Below are 19,187 nucleotides of genomic sequence, written 5' to 3'. Positions count from 1 at the left end.
CCAGCATGGCGAATTTCACTGCTGCTGACGTCAAGAAGCTCCGTGAGCTGACCGGCTCCGGCATGAAGGCTTGTAAGGACGCACTCGTCGAGACCGACGGCGATTTCGACAAGGCTGTCGAGATCCTGCGCATTAAGGGCGCAAAGGACGTCGGCAAGCGTGCAGAGCGCACCGCTGCCGAGGGCCTGATTGCTGTTTCTGGTAACACCATGGTCGAGGTCAACTCCGAGACCGACTTCGTTGCCAAGAACCAGGAGTTCATCGACTTCGCCAACAAGGTCGCCGACGCTGCCGCAGCAGTCAAGGCAAACTCCCCGGAAGAGCTCGCAGCAGCTGACCTCGACGGTCAGACCGCAGCTGAGGCTACCCAGGAGCTCTCCGCAAAGATCGGTGAGAAGCTGGAGCTGCGTCGCGCTGCTACTCTCGAGGGCGACAACATCGCTGTCTACCTGCACCGCCGTGCAGCAGACCTGCCGGCAGCTGTCGGTGTTCTGGTTGCTTACACCGGTGAGGGAGAGGGCGCTGCAGAGACTGCTCACGCAGCAGCTATGCAGGTTGCCGCTCTGAAGGCTCAGTACCTGTCCCGCGAGGATGTCCCGGCTGACCGCGTCGAGGCAGAGCGCGCTGTCTACGAGAAGATTACTCGCGAAGAGGGCAAGCCGGAGCAGGCTATCGCCAAGATCGTCGAGGGCCGTCTGAACGGCTTCTACAAGGACGTTGTTCTGCTGGAGCAGCCGTCCGTCGCTGACAGCAAGAAGACCGTTAAGCAGCTCATGGAAGAGGCTGGCGTTACCCTGACCGGTTTCGTCCGCTTCGAGGTTGGTCAGCACTAATTCGCTGTAATTTGTGCTCTAACCTCTAGCTGCTAGCTAGTGTGAATGCCCCATCCGATTGCTTCGGGTGGGGCATTTTGCTGCCATGTTGCAGACAATGCGGAGCGTCAAGTGTGCCTTGCTGTCGTGACCGGGTAGACTCGTCTGCGACTTTTTAAACGGTGTGAGAAAGGTGCATGGTCATGGCAGAATCTGTCGAGCGCAATGGCTTCAAACGTGTGATGCTCAAGCTCGGTGGTGAGATGTTCGGTGGCGGCAAGGTTGGCGTTGACCCGGACGTGGTGCAAAACGTTGCCCGACAGATTGCGGAAGTTTCCCGAAAGGGCGTCGAGGTCTGTGTCGTCATTGGCGGAGGTAACTTCTTCCGTGGCGCACAGCTTCAGCAGCGCGGCATGGACCGCGCACGCTCTGACTACATGGGCATGCTGGGCACGGTCATGAACTGCCTGGCTCTGCAGGACTTCCTCGAGCAGGAGGGCGTGGACTGCCGCGTTCAAACTGCAATCAACATGGCACAGGTCTCGGAGCCGTACCTGCCGTTGCGTGCTAAGCGCCACCTGGAGAAGGGCCGCGTGGTCATCTTTGGTGCAGGTATGGGTATGCCGTACTTCTCCACCGACACCACCGCGGCCCAGCGTGCCCTGGAGATCGGCTGCGAGGTGCTGCTGATGGCCAAGGCCGTTGACGGTGTCTACTCGGCCGACCCACGTGAGGTGCCGGACGCAGAGCTGTTCGATGACATCACCCACCGTGAGGTTCTGGAACGGGACCTGCGCGTTGCTGATGCCACCGCCTTCTCCCTGTGCATGGACAACAACATGCCGATTCTCGTGTTTAATCTGCTTACCGACGGAAACATTGCGCGCGCGGTAGCCGGTGAGCAAATCGGTACTCTCGTCCACAGCTGATAAATTTGTTCGTAATACGTTCTTTCCACAGAGCGCTCTAGAACTATCTAGAACCCGAGTAGAAACCCGAGGTTAAAAACACAATGATTGATGAAGTCCTGCTTGACTGTGAAGAAAAGTACGGTAGCTCCGTAGAGCACTGCCGCGAGGAGCTGACGCACATTCGCACTGGTCGTGCGAACCCGGCGATGTTCAATGGCGTTATTGCGGAGTACTACGGTGTTCCGACTCCGATTACCCAGATGGCTACCATTTCGGTTCCGGAGCCGCGCATGCTGCTAATTAAGCCGTATGAGCTGAGCGTTATGGGCGACATCGAAAACGCGATTCGCAACTCCGACCTGGGCGTGAACCCGACTAATGACGGCCAGGTTCTGCGCGTAACTATCCCGCAGCTGACCGAGGAGCGCCGTCGTGAGATGGTCAAGGTCGCACGTTCGAAGGGTGAAGACGCCAAGATTGCGATTCGCAATGTCCGTCGTAAGGGCATGGAAACTCTGAAGAAGATTCAGAAGGACGGCGACGCTGGCGAGGACGAGGTGCAGGCAGGCGAAAAGGAGCTGGACCAGGTCACCAAGAACTACGTCGAGCAGGTGGACTCCTTGGTTGAGCGCAAGGAAGCGGAACTGATGGAGGTTTAGGCCTTCATATTCAACCGGGAGAGGGGATTTGAGGCGCCAATGCCAACGTCGAAGCCAGCGTCCAATAAGGAACGTGTTCTAGACGAGCTACGGCTTATTAAGCCGCGTAACTCGGCAGGTCGGAACCTGCCGGTTGCAATTACGGTGGGCGTAGCACTTGGTGCAGTCGTCATCATCGGCTTGCTGCTGGGGGCGCTCGCCTGGACCGTTCTGGTCGCCGCGGCGGTTGGCCTTGCAACCTGGGAGGTCTGCGAGCGGCTCCGCGAGTCCGATTGGCAGGTCCCTCGCCCGGTTCTGATTTTCGGCGGACAGCTGATGGTGTGGCTGTCCGCCTACTGGGGGATTGACGGTCTGGTCATGGGCCTGACTGTTACCCTGATGCTTTTACTAGTCACCCGTCTGTTTTTGCACGGGATGGCTGAAGCACCACGGAACTGGCTGCGGGATGTCGCAGTCGGAGTTTTCGTGGTGATGTGGATTCCGTTCTTTGCGGCGCTAGCTGTGCAGCTGGTGCACATGGACAATCCCTGGGAAGTCGATCCCCGTCTGGTCATTGTGACCTTCATGATCGGGGTGATTTCCAATGACGTCGGAGGCTATGCCGCCGGTGTCATGTTCGGAAAGCATCCGATGGCCCCAAAGGTAAGCCCTAAAAAATCCTGGGAAGGGTTCGGCGGCTCTCTCGTACTCGCCACTATTACTGGAGCGCTCTGTGCAATCTTTATGTTGCACGCGCCGTGGTGGCAGGGCATCGTGCTGGGCATTGCCTTGGTTATCTCCGCCACGCTTGGTGACCTGATGGAGTCCCAGTTCAAACGCGATCTGGGGATTAAGGATATGTCCTCGATATTGCCGGGCCACGGCGGTCTGATGGACCGCCTGGATGGCATGCTGCCATCAGCCGCGATGACGTGGCTGATATTGCAGCTTTTCAGCCTGGTTTAATTTGGCTGGTTCAGTCGGGCTTTAGTTGTCGCCCTTACGAATCTGGCGGCGCAGATCAAACATTCGCCAGCCACCGATTAGCGCAGTGATGAGGGCGCCGAGGATAGCAGCGAACAGCATTCCGACACCGACCGGGAAGTTCCAGGCCCAGCCGAACAGGTTTAGTGTGGTCTCCTGCTGATTCTGCAGAATGAATACAAGCAATACGATCAGCAAAACTGCACTGATGACCAGGCCAACCCACATCGAGCCCGCGGTAGTCTTTTTCACCTTGCGCCGGCCAGGAGCGGGCGCTGGCTCCGGTGTGGAGTCCTTCTCTGCGGGCGCGTCAACGACTGGCTCTGGAAGGTTGTCCTGCTCTGGTGCAGGAGCCACGGAATCATTTGGAGAGTACGACGGAGTATCGTCGAAAAGCGGACTGTCGTTATTCGGCTGATTAGCGTTAGTCATACCTATCATTCAACACGTTTTGGCAGGTATGTACCACTTGTAAAGGTCCACTTAGTTGCGGCTGCCTAGTCGCTCATTAGGCCAAAACCGTTATTACATGCGAAAATGGGTGCCATCATGGCATCTTCACTTCCAATCGTTCTTAAAGCTCCACGTCGCGGCATGCCCGCGACCCATTTTGCGGACCTCGATGTTGAGGAACGGAAGGCTGCGGTCAAGGAACTGGGCCTGCCGGCCTTCCGCGCCGATCAGATTGCCCGGCACTATTACGGTCGGCTTGAGGCTGACCCTATGACGATGACTGATCTGCCGGAAGCAGACCGTCAAAAGGTCAAAGACAGTCTCTTCCCACCTTTGTTGACTCCCGTTCGCCACATCACCTGTGACGACGGCGAAACCCGTAAGACGCTGTGGCGTGCAGGTGACGGTACGCTGCTGGAATCCGTGCTGATGAAGTACCCGGGGCGTGCGACCCTCTGTATTTCCTCACAGGCCGGTTGCGGTATGGCATGCCCATTCTGTGCGACGGGTCAGGGCGGTCTGCAGCGTAATCTCTCCACCGCGGAGATTGTCGACCAAGTTCGTGAGGCCGCTGCCACTATGGCAGCCGAGGGCGGTCGCCTGACCAACATCGTATTCATGGGCATGGGTGAGCCGCTCGCGAACTACAATCGCGTTCTCGCCGCCGTCCATCGCATCACGCGGCCGTCGCCGGAGGGATTCGGCATCTCGATGCGCAATGTCACCGTCTCTACGGTCGGTTTCGCGCCGAACATCCGACGGCTTGCCGACGAGGACTTGTCAGTCACCCTCGCGGTGTCTCTGCACACTCCGGATGACGAGCTTCGCGATGAGCTGGTACCGATCAACAATCGCTTTACAGTAGCTGAGGTGCTTGATGCAGCTCGCTACTACGCAGACAAGACAGGCCGTCGCGTATCTATTGAGTACGCTTTGATTCGCGATATTAACGACCAGGATTGGCGTGCAGACTTGTTGGGTAAGAAGCTCCACAATGCTCTGGGCTCACGTGTCCACGTCAACCTGATTCCGCTCAACCCGACTCCGGGGTCGAAGTGGGACGCCTCTCCGAAGAAGCAGCAGGAGGAGTTCGTCCGCCGCGTACAGGCGCAGGGGGTACCGTGCACGGTCCGCGATACCCGTGGCAACGAGATTGCGGCAGCGTGTGGTCAGCTGGCGGCCGAAGAGGTTTAGCCGACAAATAGCAAAAAATCCGCACCGAATTCGGTGCGGATTTTCTTGTGCGCTGTAGCGCTATAGAGCTGTTGCTATAGAGCTGTTAGGCCAGACTTTCTGCAAAAGTGGCTAACTCTACTGGTTCTGGCCTTCCGGCAGGCGGTTCCAGGAGCGCAGCTGAGAGTCGGTCAGGTTAGCGTAGACGCCAGTGCCGTTAACCTGGTCGCGTGCCCACTCCGGCTCAATGTGGCCTTCCGGCTTGTTGTGACCGGTAACGGTGCGAACCTGAGAACCCTGCGGGGCGAACAATTGCAACAGCAGGCCAATAGCAATCAGGGCGGCGATGACGACCAGCCACCAGTTCTCGACGTTGCCCTTGTGGTTACCAATGGTCATGCCCAGCAGGAAGATTACGGAAATCCAGCCGGCCTTCTGCATAGCGCTCTTGCTAATGCCGTGCCAGCCCCACTTCGCCGACGGCTCGTCGAGGGTGCTGACGCCGCGGTAAATTTCTTCCTTTGGCTCGTGGTTGCTCACTTGAAAGTCCTCCTGTTAACACTTTCGGCGAATTGCACTCTATATGCACTTCAGTCTATCTGCGGTTTTGCTGAAAGCGACTGAGCGCATTTTCAGACAATCTTGAGTATCGGGTGTAAGGATACCTTAGAACTTGCTGAAATTGGGACTTAGCCCGGCCGGAAACTGTTCGCCGGTGTGCTCGTTTGCCCAAAGTGGGGGTAGGGTGAGCACTCGTGACATTTCTTCTTGGAGTTTTACTCTTCGCAATCGGCATCGCGGTGACAATCGCCCTTCACGAATGGGGCCATCTCACCGCAGCTCGCCTGTGTGGAATGCGAGTGCGTCGATACTTCATTGGCTTCGGCCCAACGCTGTTTTCCTTCAAGCGGCATCACGCTGCGGCAGGTGGGCATGACACCGAGTATGGAATAAAGGCAATTCCCTTTGGCGGATTCTGCGACATCGCAGGCATGACAGCAATGGATCCCATCGCTCCTGCCGAAGAACCCTACGCCATGTACAAGAAGCCGTGGTGGCAGCGCATTATCGTGATGCTCGGTGGGGTGGCAATGAACCTCATCGTTGGATTCATCATTCTTTACTTCATTGCCGTGACGTGGGGTTTGCCCAACATGGGTAAGGAAATGGCGCCACGCATTCAGGCGGTGCAGTGCGTCTCGCCGGCACAGCGTGCCGACGGCACGCTGGAGCCCTGCACTGGTTCCGGTCCTGCAGAGCGCGCAGGGCTACGTGCCGGAGATGTGATTGAGAAGATCAATGGCACCAAGATCACGTCCTACCCCGAGGCTGTGTCTCTCATCGGTAGCTCTGCAGGTGGCGACATCAAAATGACCATCGACCGCAATGGCAGCACCCAGACGGTCACGGTCACCCCGGAAGTCGTCAAGCGCAAGACTAACGACGGGCAGGACATCGACCAGCCAGCAATTGGTATCGCCTTCCAGCGCCCAGAGACCATCCTCCACGAGTACAACGCAGTGACTGCCATCGGTGGTGCGGCCAGCTTCACAGGCAGTCTTTTTGGGGCGGTTTGGAATGGGCTGCTCTCCATCCCGGAGAAGGTTCCCGGTGTGGTTGCGTCCATCTTCGGTGCTCAGCGTGACCCGGCCAGCCCAATGAGCGTCGTCGGCGCTTCGCGTGCCGGCGGTGAATTGGTGGAGATGAACCAGTGGCCGTCGTTCTTCCTATTGCTGGCCAACCTCAATTACTTCCTGGCCGTGTTCAACCTCGTGCCGTTGCCGCCACTCGACGGTGGCCACATCGCCGTTGTTATTTATGAACGCATTCGAGACGTGATTCGCAAGGCATTCGGTAAGCCAGCGCTTGGGCCTGCCGATTACACCAAACTCATGCCAGTTACTATGGCCTTTACCGCGGTTTTGCTGGTATTCGGCGTTCTGGTCATGGCCGCTGACGTGGTCAATCCAATTGTGCTGAACCGCTGATAGCAGGTTGCGGCGTGCCAGCGTCGTCGTAAAGCAAAGCGGTGCTAACGTCAGCCCACATGGAACAAACTTCGCGCCGCAAGCCCCTGCTTCGCAGTATCTCGGCTGTGGCAATCACGGGTCTGGTGTTGTCATCCGCCGCGTGTACGCCGCGGCCTGACACCGGGCGCGAGGTGCTCGAGGAATTCCTGGGGGCGCTGGCGGGAGGGGACGTTGCTAAGGCGGCGGCACTGACTGATCACCCGGACTCCGCTGAAGGAGATCTGAAGGCGGCCACTGCCGGACTCCAGCCGGAGGGGCTTGAGTATGAGATTGCGGGTATCGATTCCAGCTCGAATCAGTCCTCGGCCGAAGTCACCATGAATTGGCAGCTGCCGCATCAGCGACGCTGGGGATATGACACCACTTTCACGCTGACCAAGACTGAGGCTGGGCAACGGGATTGGGCGTTGCGCTGGTCGCCAGCATCCCTGCATCCACAGCTGGGGCGTAATCAGCACCCAGAATTGCGCACTATCGCAGCTCCACGTCCGTCTGTGGTTGGTTCGGACGGTGCGGCCTTGCTTGAGCCGGGGACTGTGCACCGGGTAATTCTCAATCGTGATGGGGCGGAGAATGTGCAGTCGTCGATTAACCGGGCGGCGACGGTCATCAATAATGAAATGCCGGAAGATGGTCCGAAGCTTGACGCGCGCGCTATAGGGGAGCAGGCAGCTGGTGGGAAGGGTAACTTTTCACTGATTGTGCTGCCGGCATCCACGCCACAGCGTGTCAAAGATGATCTCGCTGACATTGATGGAATTTCGGTTAACGATGAAGCCGCTATGGTGCGACCCGACCCGGGGTTCGCGCCCGATTTGATGAGCCGCGTGGAAAGACTAGTGGACACCGGTGATCACGGTGCCGATGGCTGGAATATCGTGGCGGCCAACGAGGGCGGAGCCGTCGTCGGCACGCTCTATGAGGTGTCTCCGGATGTAGCGCCGGCGGTGCAGGCATCAATTAGTAAAAAGGTGCAGGACGCAGCGCAAAAGGCCGTCGATACGCGGCAAGATGCTAAGGCAATGCTGGTGGCTGTGCAGCCGTCTACGGGCAAGATTCTGGCGGTAGCACAGACGGCGGAAGCAGATAAGGACGGCGACCTTGCGCTGATGGGACAGTTCCCGCCGGGATCGACGTACAAGATTGTCACTGCCGCCGCAGGTGTGCAGCACGAGGGGCTAAATGCGGGGTCGACTGTGCCGTGCCCAGGTTCGATGGAGATCGGGCCGCGTATTGTCACCAACTACAACGGAAGTGGTGTCGGGAATACCTCGCTGAGCGATGCGTTCGCGCGGTCTTGTAACACCACGTTTGGCAACATCTCTCACAAGTTGGAGCCAGGGCAGTTCAAGGAGGAGTCCAAGAACTTCGGCATCGGCATCAACTATCACATCGCGGGCCTCGACACTATTACCGGCAGCGTGTCTGATGGCAGTGATGAAGTCGAGCGTATCGATGCGGGCTATGGGCAGGGCAATGACTTGGCCAGCCCGTTTGGCATGGCCCTGGTTTCCGCGACGGTGGCGGCCGGACGCACTCCGACACCGTCACTCGTGCCAAGCGCGGGAACCTGGCAGTCGCAGGTATCAAAGCCACTGCCGCCTGAGGTTTTGAATGAGGTTCGCACACTCATGCGGGCGGTGGTGACCTCTGGTACTGGTTCGGCCATTGCCGGTCGAGGTGAAGTCTATGCAAAGACCGGTGAGGCCGAGTACGCTGGCGGCTCCCACGCTTGGTTTACTGGCTACCGCGATGATTTGGCCTTTGCCACGCTTATCGTTGGCGGTGGTGGCTCGGAGCATGCCGTGGCGATTACCGATGCCTTCTTCGCCAATATCGATGAAGGTTCGGGGGACGAGGGCTAGAGCATTTCTGGCTTTGAAACCGGCACAGGCCGAAAGGCTAATCCGGGGGTAGGGGTAGAGTATGTTCCATGACTCAGCGTTCTCCACTTACTCAGCAAAAGTCCACTCCGATTCGCACCGTTCCGGCACATATTGAACGGCCGGAGTACGCCTGGAAGGACGAGGTTCAGGAAGGCGTCGGCGAGCCGCTGGTACAGACTCCGGAAGATATTGAAAATATGCGAGAGGTCTCTCGCATTGCTGCCAACGCGTTGGTGGAGGCCGGCAAGGCCGTAGCTCCGGGCGTGACCACGGATGAGATTGACCGGGTGGTGCACGAGTACCTGTTGGATCACGACACCTACCCGTCCACGCTGGGGTACCGCGGTTTCGAGAAGTCGTGCTGTGTGTCTCTCAATGAGATTGTCTGCCACGGTATTCCGGACACTCAGGTTATTGAAGACGGCGATATCGTCAATGTCGACGTCACCGGATACAAGAACGGCGTCCACGGTGACACCAACGCGACTTTCCTCGCGGGCAATGTCTCGGAGGAGCACCTCCAGCTAGTGGAGCGCACTTACAACGCCACCATGCGCGGCATTAAGGTCATCAAGCCGGGCCGTGAGATTAATGTCATCGGCCGCGTAATCGAGTCTTACGCTAAGCGTTTTGGATACAACACCGTTCGGGACTTCACCGGTCACGGTGTCGGTACCACGTTCCACAATGGTTTAATCGTTCTCCACTACGATGAGCCGAGCCAGGACACCATTTTCGAGCCGGGCATGACCTTGACTGTTGAGCCGATGATTAACCTTGGTGAGCTGCCGTACCACATCTGGGATAATGGCTGGACTGTGCAGAATGATGACTTCAAGTTCACCGCCCAGTTCGAGCACACGGTGCTGGTGACCTCCGACGGCTATGAAATCCTCACTCTGCCGGATGAGCAGAACGTGCCAGGTCAGTTCCAAACTGGTTGGAAGCCCGAGGCCTAACCCGTGCAGGCCCCTGCAGCTCTGATTGCCGGCTGCACCTCAGATGCCGGTAAGTCGGTTCTGGTCGCCGGCATGTGTCGGCTGCTCGCGCGCCGCGGCGTGAAGGTCGCACCCTTCAAAGCACAGAACATGTCCAACAACTGCGCTGTCACGCTTGACGGCGGCGAGATTGGGCGCGCGCAGGCTCTGCAGGCGCTCGCCTGTGGGCTGGAGCCGGATGTCTCCTTTAACCCGGTGCTTCTCAAGCCGGGCTCGGACCACACTAGTCAGGTGGTGGTGAAGGGCAAAGCCGATGGGCATGTGAGCGCTCTGACGTACCGGTCGCGTCGAAAAGCGTTGCGCGGGGTAGTCGCGGAGACATTGGAAGAGCTGCGGGGGCAGTTCGATGTCGTCTTGTGCGAAGGCGCTGGTAGTCCTGCCGAGGTCAATCTGCGAGAGTCAGACATCGCCAACATGGGCTTGGCAGAGCTCGCTGATTTGCCGGTTGTGGTCGCCGGCGACATCGACCGCGGTGGGGTGCTTGCACATTTCGTCGGCACGCATGCAATTTTGAGCCCCGAAGACCGCGCGCGGATTACCGGTTTTATCGTCAACAAGTTCCGGGGCGATGTTTCGCTGTTGACACCGGGATTGGACGTGGTGCGCGAGCACACCGGCGTGCCCGTACTCGGCGTAGTGTCTTTTATTCCGGGGCTGTGGATCGATGCGGAGGATTCGCTCGGCACAGTCGCTGGTGCGTCGGTAGGGCCGGCGAACGCACCGCTGGGTACGGAAACGTTGTCCGTGGCCGCCATTCGCTTGCCGCGCGTGTCCAACGCCACCGATATCGAAGCGCTTGCCTGTGAACCAGGGGTACACGTGCAGTGGACGGTCGATCCGTCGGTCGTTGCTCGCGCCGACCTGGTCGTGTTGCCCGGGACGAAGTCGACGGTCGCCGATCTCAAGTGGTTGCGCGAGCGTGGGCTTGACGACGTACTGGAGAACCGAGCCGCCCGAGGGCTGCCGCTGATTGGCATCTGCGGTGGGTTCCAAATGCTCTGCACCACCATCACTGACTCGGTGGAGTCGGTAGCCGGGACAGTGAACGGGCTTGGCGTGTTCGATACCGACATTGAATTCGCGGGGACGAAGACGCTGGTGAGCCACCCGGATGGCTCTTACGAAGTCCACAATGGACAGGTTGTGCGAAGCAGCGAGGCGCCTTTTATCACTGAGCCTGAAGAAGGGGCGCGGCGTGGCATGGTGATGGGCACGCACCGCCACGGCTACCTGGAAAATGATCAGGCGCGCCGTGAGTTGCTGATGGAAGTTGCAGTTGCCGTCGGTCGGGACGGCTTTGAGGTCAGTCCTAATACTTCGTTTGCCGGAGAACGGCTGCTGCAGGTCGACCTGTTGGCCAATGCAGTCGAGAAGTACCTGGCTGGGCCCGCATTGGCCCAGGCCACAGGTATTGAACAGCTGGGCTAGTTATCGAACTCCAGGCCCAGGATTGCGTTTTCAATCAGCTCTGGCAGTGCTGGGTGGATCCAGTGCTGGCCCTTGACAACTTCGCGCACATCCATTTCGAAGCTCATCATCTGGATGCACTGCTGCACTAGGGTGGCAGCCTGCTCGCCGATGAAATGCGCACCCAGCAGGCGGCCGGTGGAGCGGTCCGCAATCAGTTTAGCGAAGCCGTCGCGATCCTCCAGCGCCCAGCCGTAGGCGACATCGCCGTAGTTCTGTACCTTCACGGTAATCTCCGTGCCATTTTCCGCAGCCCAGGCGCGAGCTTCATCCTCGGTCATACCGACCTGACCAATCTGCGGATGTGAGAAGACTGCCGACGGAATGTAGCGGTGGTCAAATTCGCGCAGGTCCGACGGGTTCAGCACGTTGTGGAAGACAACCTTGGCCTCATGGTTGGCAATATGCTTCAGCTGGTACGGGCTAGAGACATCGCCCAGCGCCCACACACCTTCGGCAGAGGTGCGGCCGTTCTGGTCAACCTTGATGCGACCATCGTCGTGCATCTCCACACCACCGGCTGCAAGGTCCATACGGTCACCGTTGGGAATGCGTCCGGTTGCCACGAGCAGGGCATCGGCTGCGATCTCCGTGCCGTCGTCAAGCGTGGCCGTGACGATCTCGCCCTCCTGGGAGAGTTCAGTGATGGAGGTGTTCATGCGGATGTCAATGTCGCGGGCGGCAACCTCGTGGAAGCGCTCGGAGATAGCGGCGTCTGAGCCACGCAGCATGACATCGGAGCGCACCAGCATGTGCACCTTCGTACCGAAGGAGGCGAAGACGTGCGCGAACTCGCTAGCGATGTAGCCGCCGCCGACGACGATCATTTCGCGCGGGAGCTTGTCGACGCGCATGATGTTCTCGTTGGTGTAGTAATCGACCCCGGAGTCTGCGATGAGGCCCGGAACGTGAGGGCGGGAGCCTGCAGCGATGATGATGTTGTCGGCTGTGATGTCGACGGTTTCCTCGCCGATGCCAGTGCGAATAGTGCGGCGGCCGACGAACGTTGCGTGCCGGTCGTAGACATCGATATTGGGAGTCTCGTCCCCGCGGCGGTATGCCTCGCCGCCGTCGGCAATCTGGTCGACGCGCTGGGCAAAAACGCGATCCTGGATTTGCTTGAGATCAACGGAGTCGAAGGTGCCGTGCACACCCAGGCGGCTGGCCTCGCGGATGTTGCGGGCGGCATCAGCGGCCAGAACGAACATCTTGGTGGGAATACACCCAACGTTGAGGCAAGTACCGCCGAAGCGTCCTTCCTCCACCAGAGCGATACGGACATTGTCGTAGGCTGGGGCTGGAATGGAATTGCCGGACCCGGTTCCGATAATGATGACGTCGTAGTGGCGTGGGGTAGTCTCAGGCGAATTCTCAGTGGTCACAAGCACTCCTAGCATTCTGGTCAAACTAGTTTGGTTCAACCGTACTGAATGCTGATTTATTCCGAGTTCCTATTCTGTGCTCCTATTTTGAGCTGTCTCCTGGATTGACTGTGGCAAGGAACTGAAAGGTCTCATTAAAAGCGCGGTCAAGTGCTTCGGGTGCGGAAAGGTAGACGTCATGGAGAGCACCCGGAATCGCGACGTTGCGAGCGTGCGGTCCCAAGTGGGCAGTGGCATCGGCAATTTGCTCAGTGTTGAGGACAGAGTCAACGCGGCTGTGCTCCGGTGTGTAGTCGGAGCCGAGAAGGTAGTTGTCCGAGTGGAGGACGAGCGTCGGCACGCCGGTATCGATACCGCGGCTGACACGTTGCTGGCCGACGATGATGGCATTGAGCCAACGCCAGTTCTTGTCATGGCCAGCCAGCGGCTTGAAAGTGCGGTTGTACTCCCAACGCCCCTGGTGGTCGGCGCTAATGGATTTTCCATAGCCGCCCGCAGACTGCACTGGAATAAGACTGTTGGGGCGAATCCGCGACATAACACGAGTCACCAGCGAGTACACGGGAGCCTTTGCCCGGGAAACGTGCAGAGCCAGCCACGGTGAGTTCAAGACGGCAGCCGTGACGGAAATATTGGGTGCTTGCGGGCAATGGCCGCCTGTGCTTCGTAACCAATCGAGCCAGAGCACGGCAATGAGACCACCAGTGGAGTGCGCATTAACAGTGACAGTTGTATGACCGGCGTGGTCTAACACTGCGAGTGCCCTGTTGAGATCCTCGAAGTAATTCGTCAGATCGCTGCAGCCATGCCAAGTCTGCCCAGGTTGGTGCGCGCGCCCGCACTTACGCAGGTCAATAGCGTAAAAGGCGTAGCCTTCGGCGTGGTACCGTTCCGCTACGTGCTTCTGGAAGAAATAGTCCGACATCCCGTGAATCCATAGAACCGCCGGACGTTTTTGGAAGTCGCTTGCCGACGAGTCGGGGCAGTAGCGGACCAATACCGCGTGTACGGATCCCTCACCGTCGGGGTCCTGGCCGAGTTCGATGACATGTTGGCTGTAGTCTTCGCCTAGGTTATCGGGGTTAAAGGTGGGGGTAACGAAATCGGGAATATCGGTAGTCACAGGGTCAAGCCTAGCGCCGATTACCGGGGGTAGTGGGAATGTGTGCCACAATAGATTATGGACTGAGACGGTAGCTCTCTTTTGCGTCTTTAGTTGTGTGCGCGCATGTGAGCGAGCGCTAGTTTGAATCACTAATCAAGTTAGTAAGGATGTTGACAGCAAAATGGCTGATAACAAGCTTCCTGCTTCCAGTGGCGACGAGGTAGACGTCGTCCTCATTGGTGCAGGTGTAATGAGTGCGACGCTGGGTGTGCTGCTCAAGGAGCTCGAGCCATCCTGGTCACAGGTTCTGTTCGAGCGTCTCGATCAGCCCGCCAAGGAGTCTTCCTCCCCGTGGAACAACGCTGGCACCGGCCACTCTGCTCTGTGTGAGCTGAACTACACGCCGGAGAAGAACGGCAAGGTCGATGTCACCAAGGCTAAGCTCATTAATGAGCAGTTCCAGGTTTCCCGCCAGCTGTGGACCTCGCTGATTGAAAACGGCACCCTGACTGACCCGAAGGAATTCATCAACCCAGTTGATCACACCACCTTCGCTCAGGGTCCGGAGCAGATGGCGTTCATGCGTCGTCGCTATGAGGCACTTGAGAAGGAGCCACTGTTCCACGGTCAGGAGCTCATTGAGGATCCGGACCGTTTCGCTGAGTACCTTCCGCTGATGTCCGAGGGTCGTGACTTCTCCAAGCCGGTCTCCGCTATTCGTAACCCGAATGGTACGGACGTTAACTTCGGTGCACTGACCAAGCAGTACCTGGCCGCACTGTCCGATATGGGTACTGAGATTCGCTACGGACACGAGGTCACCGGTCTGAAGCGCGACGGTTCCAAGTGGATCGTCACCGTGAAGAACCTGCACACCAAGGACGTTCGCACCCTGGTTGCCAACTTCGTATTCGTCGGTGCCGGCGGTGACGCACTGCCGCTGCTGCAGAAGGCTCGTATTAACGAGATTCGCGGTTTCGGTGGCTTCCCGGTCTCCGGTCAGTGGCTGCGCTGCACCAACGAGGAAGTCATTGCTAAGCATGACGCCAAGGTCTACGGTAAGGCTTCCGTCGGCACGCCGCCGATGTCCGTTCCGCACCTGGACACCCGTGTTATCGACGGCAAGCGCGGCCTGCTCTTTGGCCCGTACGCCGGTTGGAACATGAAGTTCCTCAAGAACGGTAACAACCTGGACCTGATTAAGTCCCTGCGTCCGGCCAACCTGCCGTCCATGATGGGTGTTGGTGTCCAGGAGATGGGGCTGACCAAGTACCTGATTACTGAGGTTCTGAAGGACTTCGACGCACGTATTGAGTCCCTGCGTGAGTACGTCCCGAACGCTCGCCCAGAGGACTGGGAGCTGATCGTCGCTGGTCAGCGCGTCCAGGTCATTAAGCCGATGAAGGCTCCGGTCTTCGGTACCCTCGAGTTCGGTACCGCGGTCATCAACTCGTGGGACGGCACCATTGCCGGCCTGATGGGTGCATCCCCGGGCGCTTCCATCGCTCCGGCCGTGATGATCAGCCTGATTGAGCGCTGCTTCGGTCGCCACATGGGCAAGTGGGCTCCGAAGCTGAAGGAGCTCGTCCCGTCCTACGGTACGCACCTGGCTGATGACCCGGCTCTGTTCAAGGAGGTCTGGGAGGCTTCCCAGAAGGCCCTGAAGTTGGAGCGCTAGTAACTCGCTGAAGAGCTTCAAAGAGTTCAATTAAGCCAACATTGTTCTACCCCGCTGTGAGCCATCCGTTCGCAGTGGGGTAGAACTGTGCTTATGGAAAAAATCACGTCAGCGACCACTGCACAAACAGAGCCCACTTTTCCTTTTACTGCGATCGTCGGGCAGCAGCGACTACAGCTTGCGTTGATTCTGACCGCGCTATCCCCGGAGATTGGTGGTGTCGTCATCCGCGGTGAGAAGGGCACAGCGAAGACCACTACGGTCCGCGCGTTGGCGCCATTTCTCAGCGGATCGTTGGTAAACCTGCCACTCGGCGCTACGGAAGATCGAGTCGTAGGCTCCATCGATGTGGAGACCGTCCTGACTACCGGACACGCACAGTTCAACCCGGGACTACTCAGCGCGGCTGACGGTGGCATTCTCTATGTCGACGAGATTAACCTGCTGCCGGATCATCTCGTTGACTCCGTTCTCGATGCCGCAGCCACCGGTCGCGTGGTTGTTGAACGCGATGGCATCTCGCACTCCGCAACCTCCAGGTTCGTGTTGGTCGGCACGATGAACCCGGAAGAGGGCGAATTGCGTCCCCAGCTTCTCGACCGCTTTGGTCTCGCCATCGACGTCACCGCATCCAAGGATCCGGCTGTCCGCGCGGAAATCGTCGCCCGCCGCCTCGACTTTGACGCCGACCCGGAGAGCTTTGTCACGCGGTTCGCCGCCGACGACGATGCGCTACACGCTCGCATCGATCGCGCGCGCGCACTGCTTGACGACGTCGAATTGACCCCCAACATTCTTGGTCAAATTGCCACAGTGTGCGCTGCTTTTGATGTGGACGGGATGCGTGCCGACATCGTCATTGCACGTACCGCCCGCGCTCACGCTGCCTGGCGAGTAGCCGGGGACGAGTCGGCGCAGCCGGCACCCGGCAATCCAATTGAGATCACTGCGGAAGACATTAAGGTAGCTGCGGAAATGGCACTGCCGCACCGTCGTCGCCGTGACCCCTTTGATGAACCAGGACTGGACCAGGAACAGCTCGACGATGCTCTGCAGGATGCAGAGGAGCAGTTCCGAGATGACCAGAATCAGCCAGAGTCGAGTCCGGAGTCGGATCCAGAGCCCGATGCTGAGCAGGTCTCCCAGTTCGACTCCAACTCCGAACCTCAGGAGCCACAACAGTCGAATTCCTCGGGATCGAAGGGAGGTCGCGCCGCTGAAGGCGCCCCCTTTCGCCGTTCGTAAAATCAGCGTTGACGGTGTCGGCCAAGGGGATTCCGGTCGGCGTTCCAAGGCCATTGGCCCGCGGGGCAGCACCATTGGTGCCGAGCGGGGAGGCCATGGTCTCCACGTGCCGGCGACAGTGCTGGCGGCGGCCAATCGTGGCGCCCGCATGGGCGACTCCATGATTCCCCTGGAACCGGAGGACGTTCACGGCGCTATTCGACAGGGAACTGAGTCCAATCTGGTCGTCTTTGTCGTGGACACCTCGGGTTCCATGGCAGCACGCGACCGTCTGGCAGCCGTCACCGGCGCGGTCACATCGCTGCTGCGTGATGCCTACCAAAGCCGCGATAAAGTCGCTGTCATTACTTTCCGCGGAAATAACGCCGAATTAGTTTTACCGCCGACGAAGTCTATCGACACCGCAGTACGTCGCCTCGCAGATGTCCGCACTGGTGGCCGAACTCCATTGGCCGAAGGATTGCTGAAGGCACACGAAGTGGTAGTTCGGGAAGCCCATAGGGAGCCCACACGGCGCGCAATCATGGTCTTGCTCTCCGACGGCCGAGCAACGGGTAAAAATGGCCTGCAGCAGGCGAGGGCTGTGGCCGCAAAGATCCGTCGTCAAGCGTTGGCGGCGACGGTGGTTATCGACTGTGAGCGCTCTCGCGTGCGGCTGGGGCTGGCACAGGAACTCAGCGTGGAATTGGGTGCGACCTGCATAAATCTCTCCGAACTCAATGCCGAAGCCGTGGCGGGCGTGGTCCATGCCTATCATCGAGACCATGGCACAAGGAAAGCTTGACCCCAAATCAATTCCCAACGATGGACTGACCACCAGGCAGCGTCGCATGATTCCGATTACTGCGGTGCATACGGGCCCAGGTAAGGGCAAGTCCACCGCGGCATTCGGTATGGCGATGCGCGCGTGGAATCAGGGGATGAATATCGGTGTCTTCCAGTTTGTAAAGTCGGCAAAGTGGAAGGTTGGCGAGGAAGCTGTCATGCGCCGGTTGGGCGAGCTTCACGACGACACGGGGGAAGGCGGCCCGGTCGAATGGCACAAGATGGGCGAAGGTTGGTCTTGGTCGCGTAAGCAGGGCACTGAGGAGGACCATGCGGCAGCTGCTGCCGAGGGATGGCAGGAGATTAAACGGCGCCTGGAAAATGAGGTGCACGACTTCTACGTCCTCGACGAGTTCACCTACCCAATCAAGTGGGGTTGGATTGATGTCGACGATGTGGTGGAGACATTGAGGAACCGTCCCGGCCGCCAGCATGTGGTGATGACTGGCCGCGATGCGGATCCGAAGCTCGTGGAGGTCGCGGATCTGGTGACGGAGATGACCAAGATTAAGCACCCGATGGATGTCGGACGTAAGGGACAAAAGGGCATCGAGTGGTAGCGCCTGGAATTGTCATCGCGGCGACAGCTTCAGGCACGGGAAAGACGACAATCTCCACGGGGCTGATGCGTGCACTGTCGCGTCGTCACGCGGTGGCACCTTTCAAAGTCGGACCCGATTATATTGATCCTGGCTATCACGGGGTAGCCGCTGGTCGTCCCGGGCGCAATCTGGATTCCTTTATGTGCGCGCCTGAGATGATTGGGCCGCTCTACGCACATGGAGCTGCCGACAGCGATATTGCGGTGGTCGAAGGGGTTATGGGGCTTTTCGACGGCCGCATTGGTGACGACCCGCTATCGGTGGAGGGCTCGACGGCTGAGATTGCCTCACTGTTGGGCCTTCCGGTGGTGTTGGTGATTGATGCCCGGCATATGTCGCAGTCGGCGGCGGCTGTTGTCCACGGTTTCTCCACGCTTCGCACTGACGTCCGTGTCAGTGGCGTGATTATTAATCAGGTGGGCAGCCCGCGGCATGCGGACATCATTACCCGTTCTGTGGAGGCCATGGGGGTCGAGGTGCTCGGCGCTATTCCGCGAGTGACTGATATTGAGGTGCCCAGCAGGCATTTGGGGCTGGTCACTGCAGTCGAGCAGGGTGAGCAGCTAGAAGCGGTCATTGAATCGATGGCCAACTTGGTGGAAACCTACATCGACATCGACCGGATTATCCAGCTTGCCCGGCAGCCCTATCCAGCTGAACCATGGGCCCCTGCACAGTTCGTTGCACCGCTGGCTCTTAATCGCCGCGTGCGCGTGGCGGTCGCGGCGGGTCCTGCGTTCTCGTTTACCTATGCAGAGCACCGTGAGCTATTGCAGGCCGCTGGAGCCGAGGTCGTGGATTTTGACCCATTGGTTGACGAACTGCCGGAAGCCGAAGGCTACATCGTGCCCGGTGGATTCCCGGAAGAGCATGCCGACGCGCTATCTATTCGTGATGACATTCGCCGCGATCTACGTCAGGCTGCCGACGATGGTGCGCTGATCCACGGCGAATGCGCGGGGCTGCTCTGGCTGCTTGAAGATCTCGGTGGGCGCCGT

18 protein-coding genes are annotated in these 19,187 nt (G+C 58.9%); 14 read left to right on the top strand and 4 right to left on the bottom strand.

Features of this window, described 5'->3' with window-relative positions; translation table 11 throughout:
* Window positions 1-5: 5 nt before the first annotated feature.
* The 4 genes from tsf to HMPREF2751_RS00545 all read left to right on the top strand — a co-directional run bounded on the left by tsf (window position 6) and on the right by HMPREF2751_RS00545 (window position 3,327).
* Window positions 6-833, top strand: coding sequence for a translation elongation factor Ts (tsf, locus tag HMPREF2751_RS00560; RefSeq protein WP_048735543.1), 828 nt, complete (start codon window positions 6-8; stop codon window positions 831-833).
* A gap of 182 nt (window positions 834-1,015) precedes the next feature.
* Window positions 1,016-1,741 (top strand): UMP kinase, encoded by a 726-nt coding sequence (gene pyrH / locus HMPREF2751_RS00555; RefSeq protein ID WP_005509726.1) that lies wholly within the window; start codon window positions 1,016-1,018, stop codon window positions 1,739-1,741.
* An 83-nt stretch (window positions 1,742-1,824) separates the two neighbouring features.
* Window positions 1,825-2,382 (top strand): ribosome recycling factor, encoded by a 558-nt coding sequence (gene frr / locus HMPREF2751_RS00550; RefSeq protein WP_038628675.1) that lies wholly within the window; start codon window positions 1,825-1,827, stop codon window positions 2,380-2,382.
* A gap of 39 nt (window positions 2,383-2,421) precedes the next feature.
* The gene (locus HMPREF2751_RS00545; protein ID WP_049170784.1) at window positions 2,422-3,327 is read left to right on the top strand and encodes a phosphatidate cytidylyltransferase; all 906 of its coding nucleotides are present in this window, start codon (window positions 2,422-2,424) and stop codon (window positions 3,325-3,327) included.
* Between the two features lie 21 nt (window positions 3,328-3,348).
* On the opposite strand, the gene HMPREF2751_RS00540 is transcribed toward HMPREF2751_RS00545, so the two are convergent.
* Complete coding sequence (locus HMPREF2751_RS00540; protein ID WP_065421645.1) at window positions 3,349-3,777, bottom strand: lipopolysaccharide assembly protein LapA domain-containing protein; 429 nt, start codon at window positions 3,775-3,777, stop codon at window positions 3,349-3,351.
* A gap of 117 nt (window positions 3,778-3,894) precedes the next feature.
* Here HMPREF2751_RS00540 and rlmN point away from each other — a divergent pair, with 117 nt between their 5' ends.
* On the top strand, window positions 3,895-4,992 hold the full coding sequence (gene rlmN / locus HMPREF2751_RS00535; protein WP_049189669.1) for a dual-specificity RNA methyltransferase RlmN: 1,098 nt from the start codon (window positions 3,895-3,897) through the stop codon (window positions 4,990-4,992).
* Between the two features lie 117 nt (window positions 4,993-5,109).
* On the opposite strand, the gene HMPREF2751_RS00530 is transcribed toward rlmN, so the two are convergent.
* A complete protein-coding gene (locus tag HMPREF2751_RS00530) occupies window positions 5,110-5,511 on the bottom strand; it encodes a DUF2631 domain-containing protein (protein ID WP_016422566.1) in 402 nt (133 codons plus the stop codon).
* Window positions 5,512-5,726: 215 nt separating this feature from the next.
* Here HMPREF2751_RS00530 and HMPREF2751_RS00525 point away from each other — a divergent pair, with 215 nt between their 5' ends.
* The 4 genes from HMPREF2751_RS00525 (at window position 5,727) to HMPREF2751_RS00510 (ending at window position 11,313) form a co-directional block, all read left to right on the top strand.
* Entirely contained in the window at window positions 5,727-6,959 is a 1,233-nt protein-coding gene (locus HMPREF2751_RS00525; RefSeq protein WP_070595125.1) for a M50 family metallopeptidase, read from the top strand.
* A 59-nt stretch (window positions 6,960-7,018) separates the two neighbouring features.
* The gene (locus HMPREF2751_RS00520; protein WP_070595123.1) at window positions 7,019-8,866 is read left to right on the top strand and encodes a penicillin-binding transpeptidase domain-containing protein; all 1,848 of its coding nucleotides are present in this window, start codon (window positions 7,019-7,021) and stop codon (window positions 8,864-8,866) included.
* Window positions 8,867-8,934: 68 nt separating this feature from the next.
* Window positions 8,935-9,846 carry a type I methionyl aminopeptidase gene (map, locus tag HMPREF2751_RS00515; protein ID WP_070595122.1) on the top strand — a complete coding sequence of 304 codons (912 nt, stop codon included), beginning with the start codon at window positions 8,935-8,937 and terminating at the stop codon, window positions 9,844-9,846.
* 3 nt (window positions 9,847-9,849) lie between these two features.
* The gene (locus HMPREF2751_RS00510; protein ID WP_069358763.1) at window positions 9,850-11,313 is read left to right on the top strand and encodes a cobyric acid synthase; all 1,464 of its coding nucleotides are present in this window, start codon (window positions 9,850-9,852) and stop codon (window positions 11,311-11,313) included.
* Here HMPREF2751_RS00510 and mtr read toward each other — a convergent pair.
* Both mtr and HMPREF2751_RS00500 read right to left on the bottom strand, forming a co-directional pair.
* On the bottom strand, window positions 11,310-12,749 hold the full coding sequence (mtr, locus tag HMPREF2751_RS00505) for a mycothione reductase (RefSeq protein ID WP_070429299.1): 1,440 nt from the start codon (window positions 12,747-12,749) through the stop codon (window positions 11,310-11,312). The two genes, HMPREF2751_RS00510 and mtr, sit on opposite strands and share 4 nt — an antisense overlap.
* Window positions 12,750-12,816: 67 nt before the next feature.
* Window positions 12,817-13,857, bottom strand: coding sequence for an alpha/beta hydrolase (locus HMPREF2751_RS00500; RefSeq protein ID WP_070595121.1), 1,041 nt, complete (start codon window positions 13,855-13,857; stop codon window positions 12,817-12,819).
* Window positions 13,858-14,020: 163 nt separating this feature from the next.
* Between HMPREF2751_RS00500 and mqo the strand changes: the two genes are divergently transcribed.
* From mqo to HMPREF2751_RS00475, 5 genes are all read left to right on the top strand, one after another.
* Window positions 14,021-15,517 (top strand): malate dehydrogenase (quinone), encoded by a 1,497-nt coding sequence (gene mqo, locus HMPREF2751_RS00495; RefSeq protein ID WP_016422573.1) that lies wholly within the window; start codon window positions 14,021-14,023, stop codon window positions 15,515-15,517.
* Window positions 15,518-15,610: 93 nt separating this feature from the next.
* A complete protein-coding gene (locus HMPREF2751_RS00490) occupies window positions 15,611-16,762 on the top strand; it encodes a magnesium chelatase ATPase subunit I (RefSeq protein WP_048735587.1) in 1,152 nt (383 codons plus the stop codon).
* A gap of 106 nt (window positions 16,763-16,868) precedes the next feature.
* Window positions 16,869-17,546, top strand: coding sequence for a vWA domain-containing protein (locus HMPREF2751_RS00485; protein WP_016422575.1), 678 nt, complete (start codon window positions 16,869-16,871; stop codon window positions 17,544-17,546).
* Window positions 17,527-18,147 carry a cob(I)yrinic acid a,c-diamide adenosyltransferase gene (cobO, locus tag HMPREF2751_RS00480; protein WP_042389270.1) on the top strand — a complete coding sequence of 207 codons (621 nt, stop codon included), beginning with the start codon at window positions 17,527-17,529 and terminating at the stop codon, window positions 18,145-18,147. Before HMPREF2751_RS00485 ends, cobO begins: the two co-directional genes overlap by 20 nt.
* The coding region (locus HMPREF2751_RS00475; protein ID WP_070595119.1) for a cobyrinic acid a,c-diamide synthase CobB at window positions 18,141-19,187 on the top strand (1,047 nt) is incomplete at its 3' end. The genes cobO and HMPREF2751_RS00475, both read left to right, overlap by 7 nt.

It is taken from the genome of Corynebacterium sp. HMSC063G05 (assembly GCF_001810555.1).
GTDB classification, from domain to species: Bacteria; Actinomycetota; Actinomycetes; order Mycobacteriales; family Mycobacteriaceae; genus Corynebacterium; species Corynebacterium jeikeium_D.
This window is presented reverse-complemented; position numbering and strand designations above follow the sequence as displayed.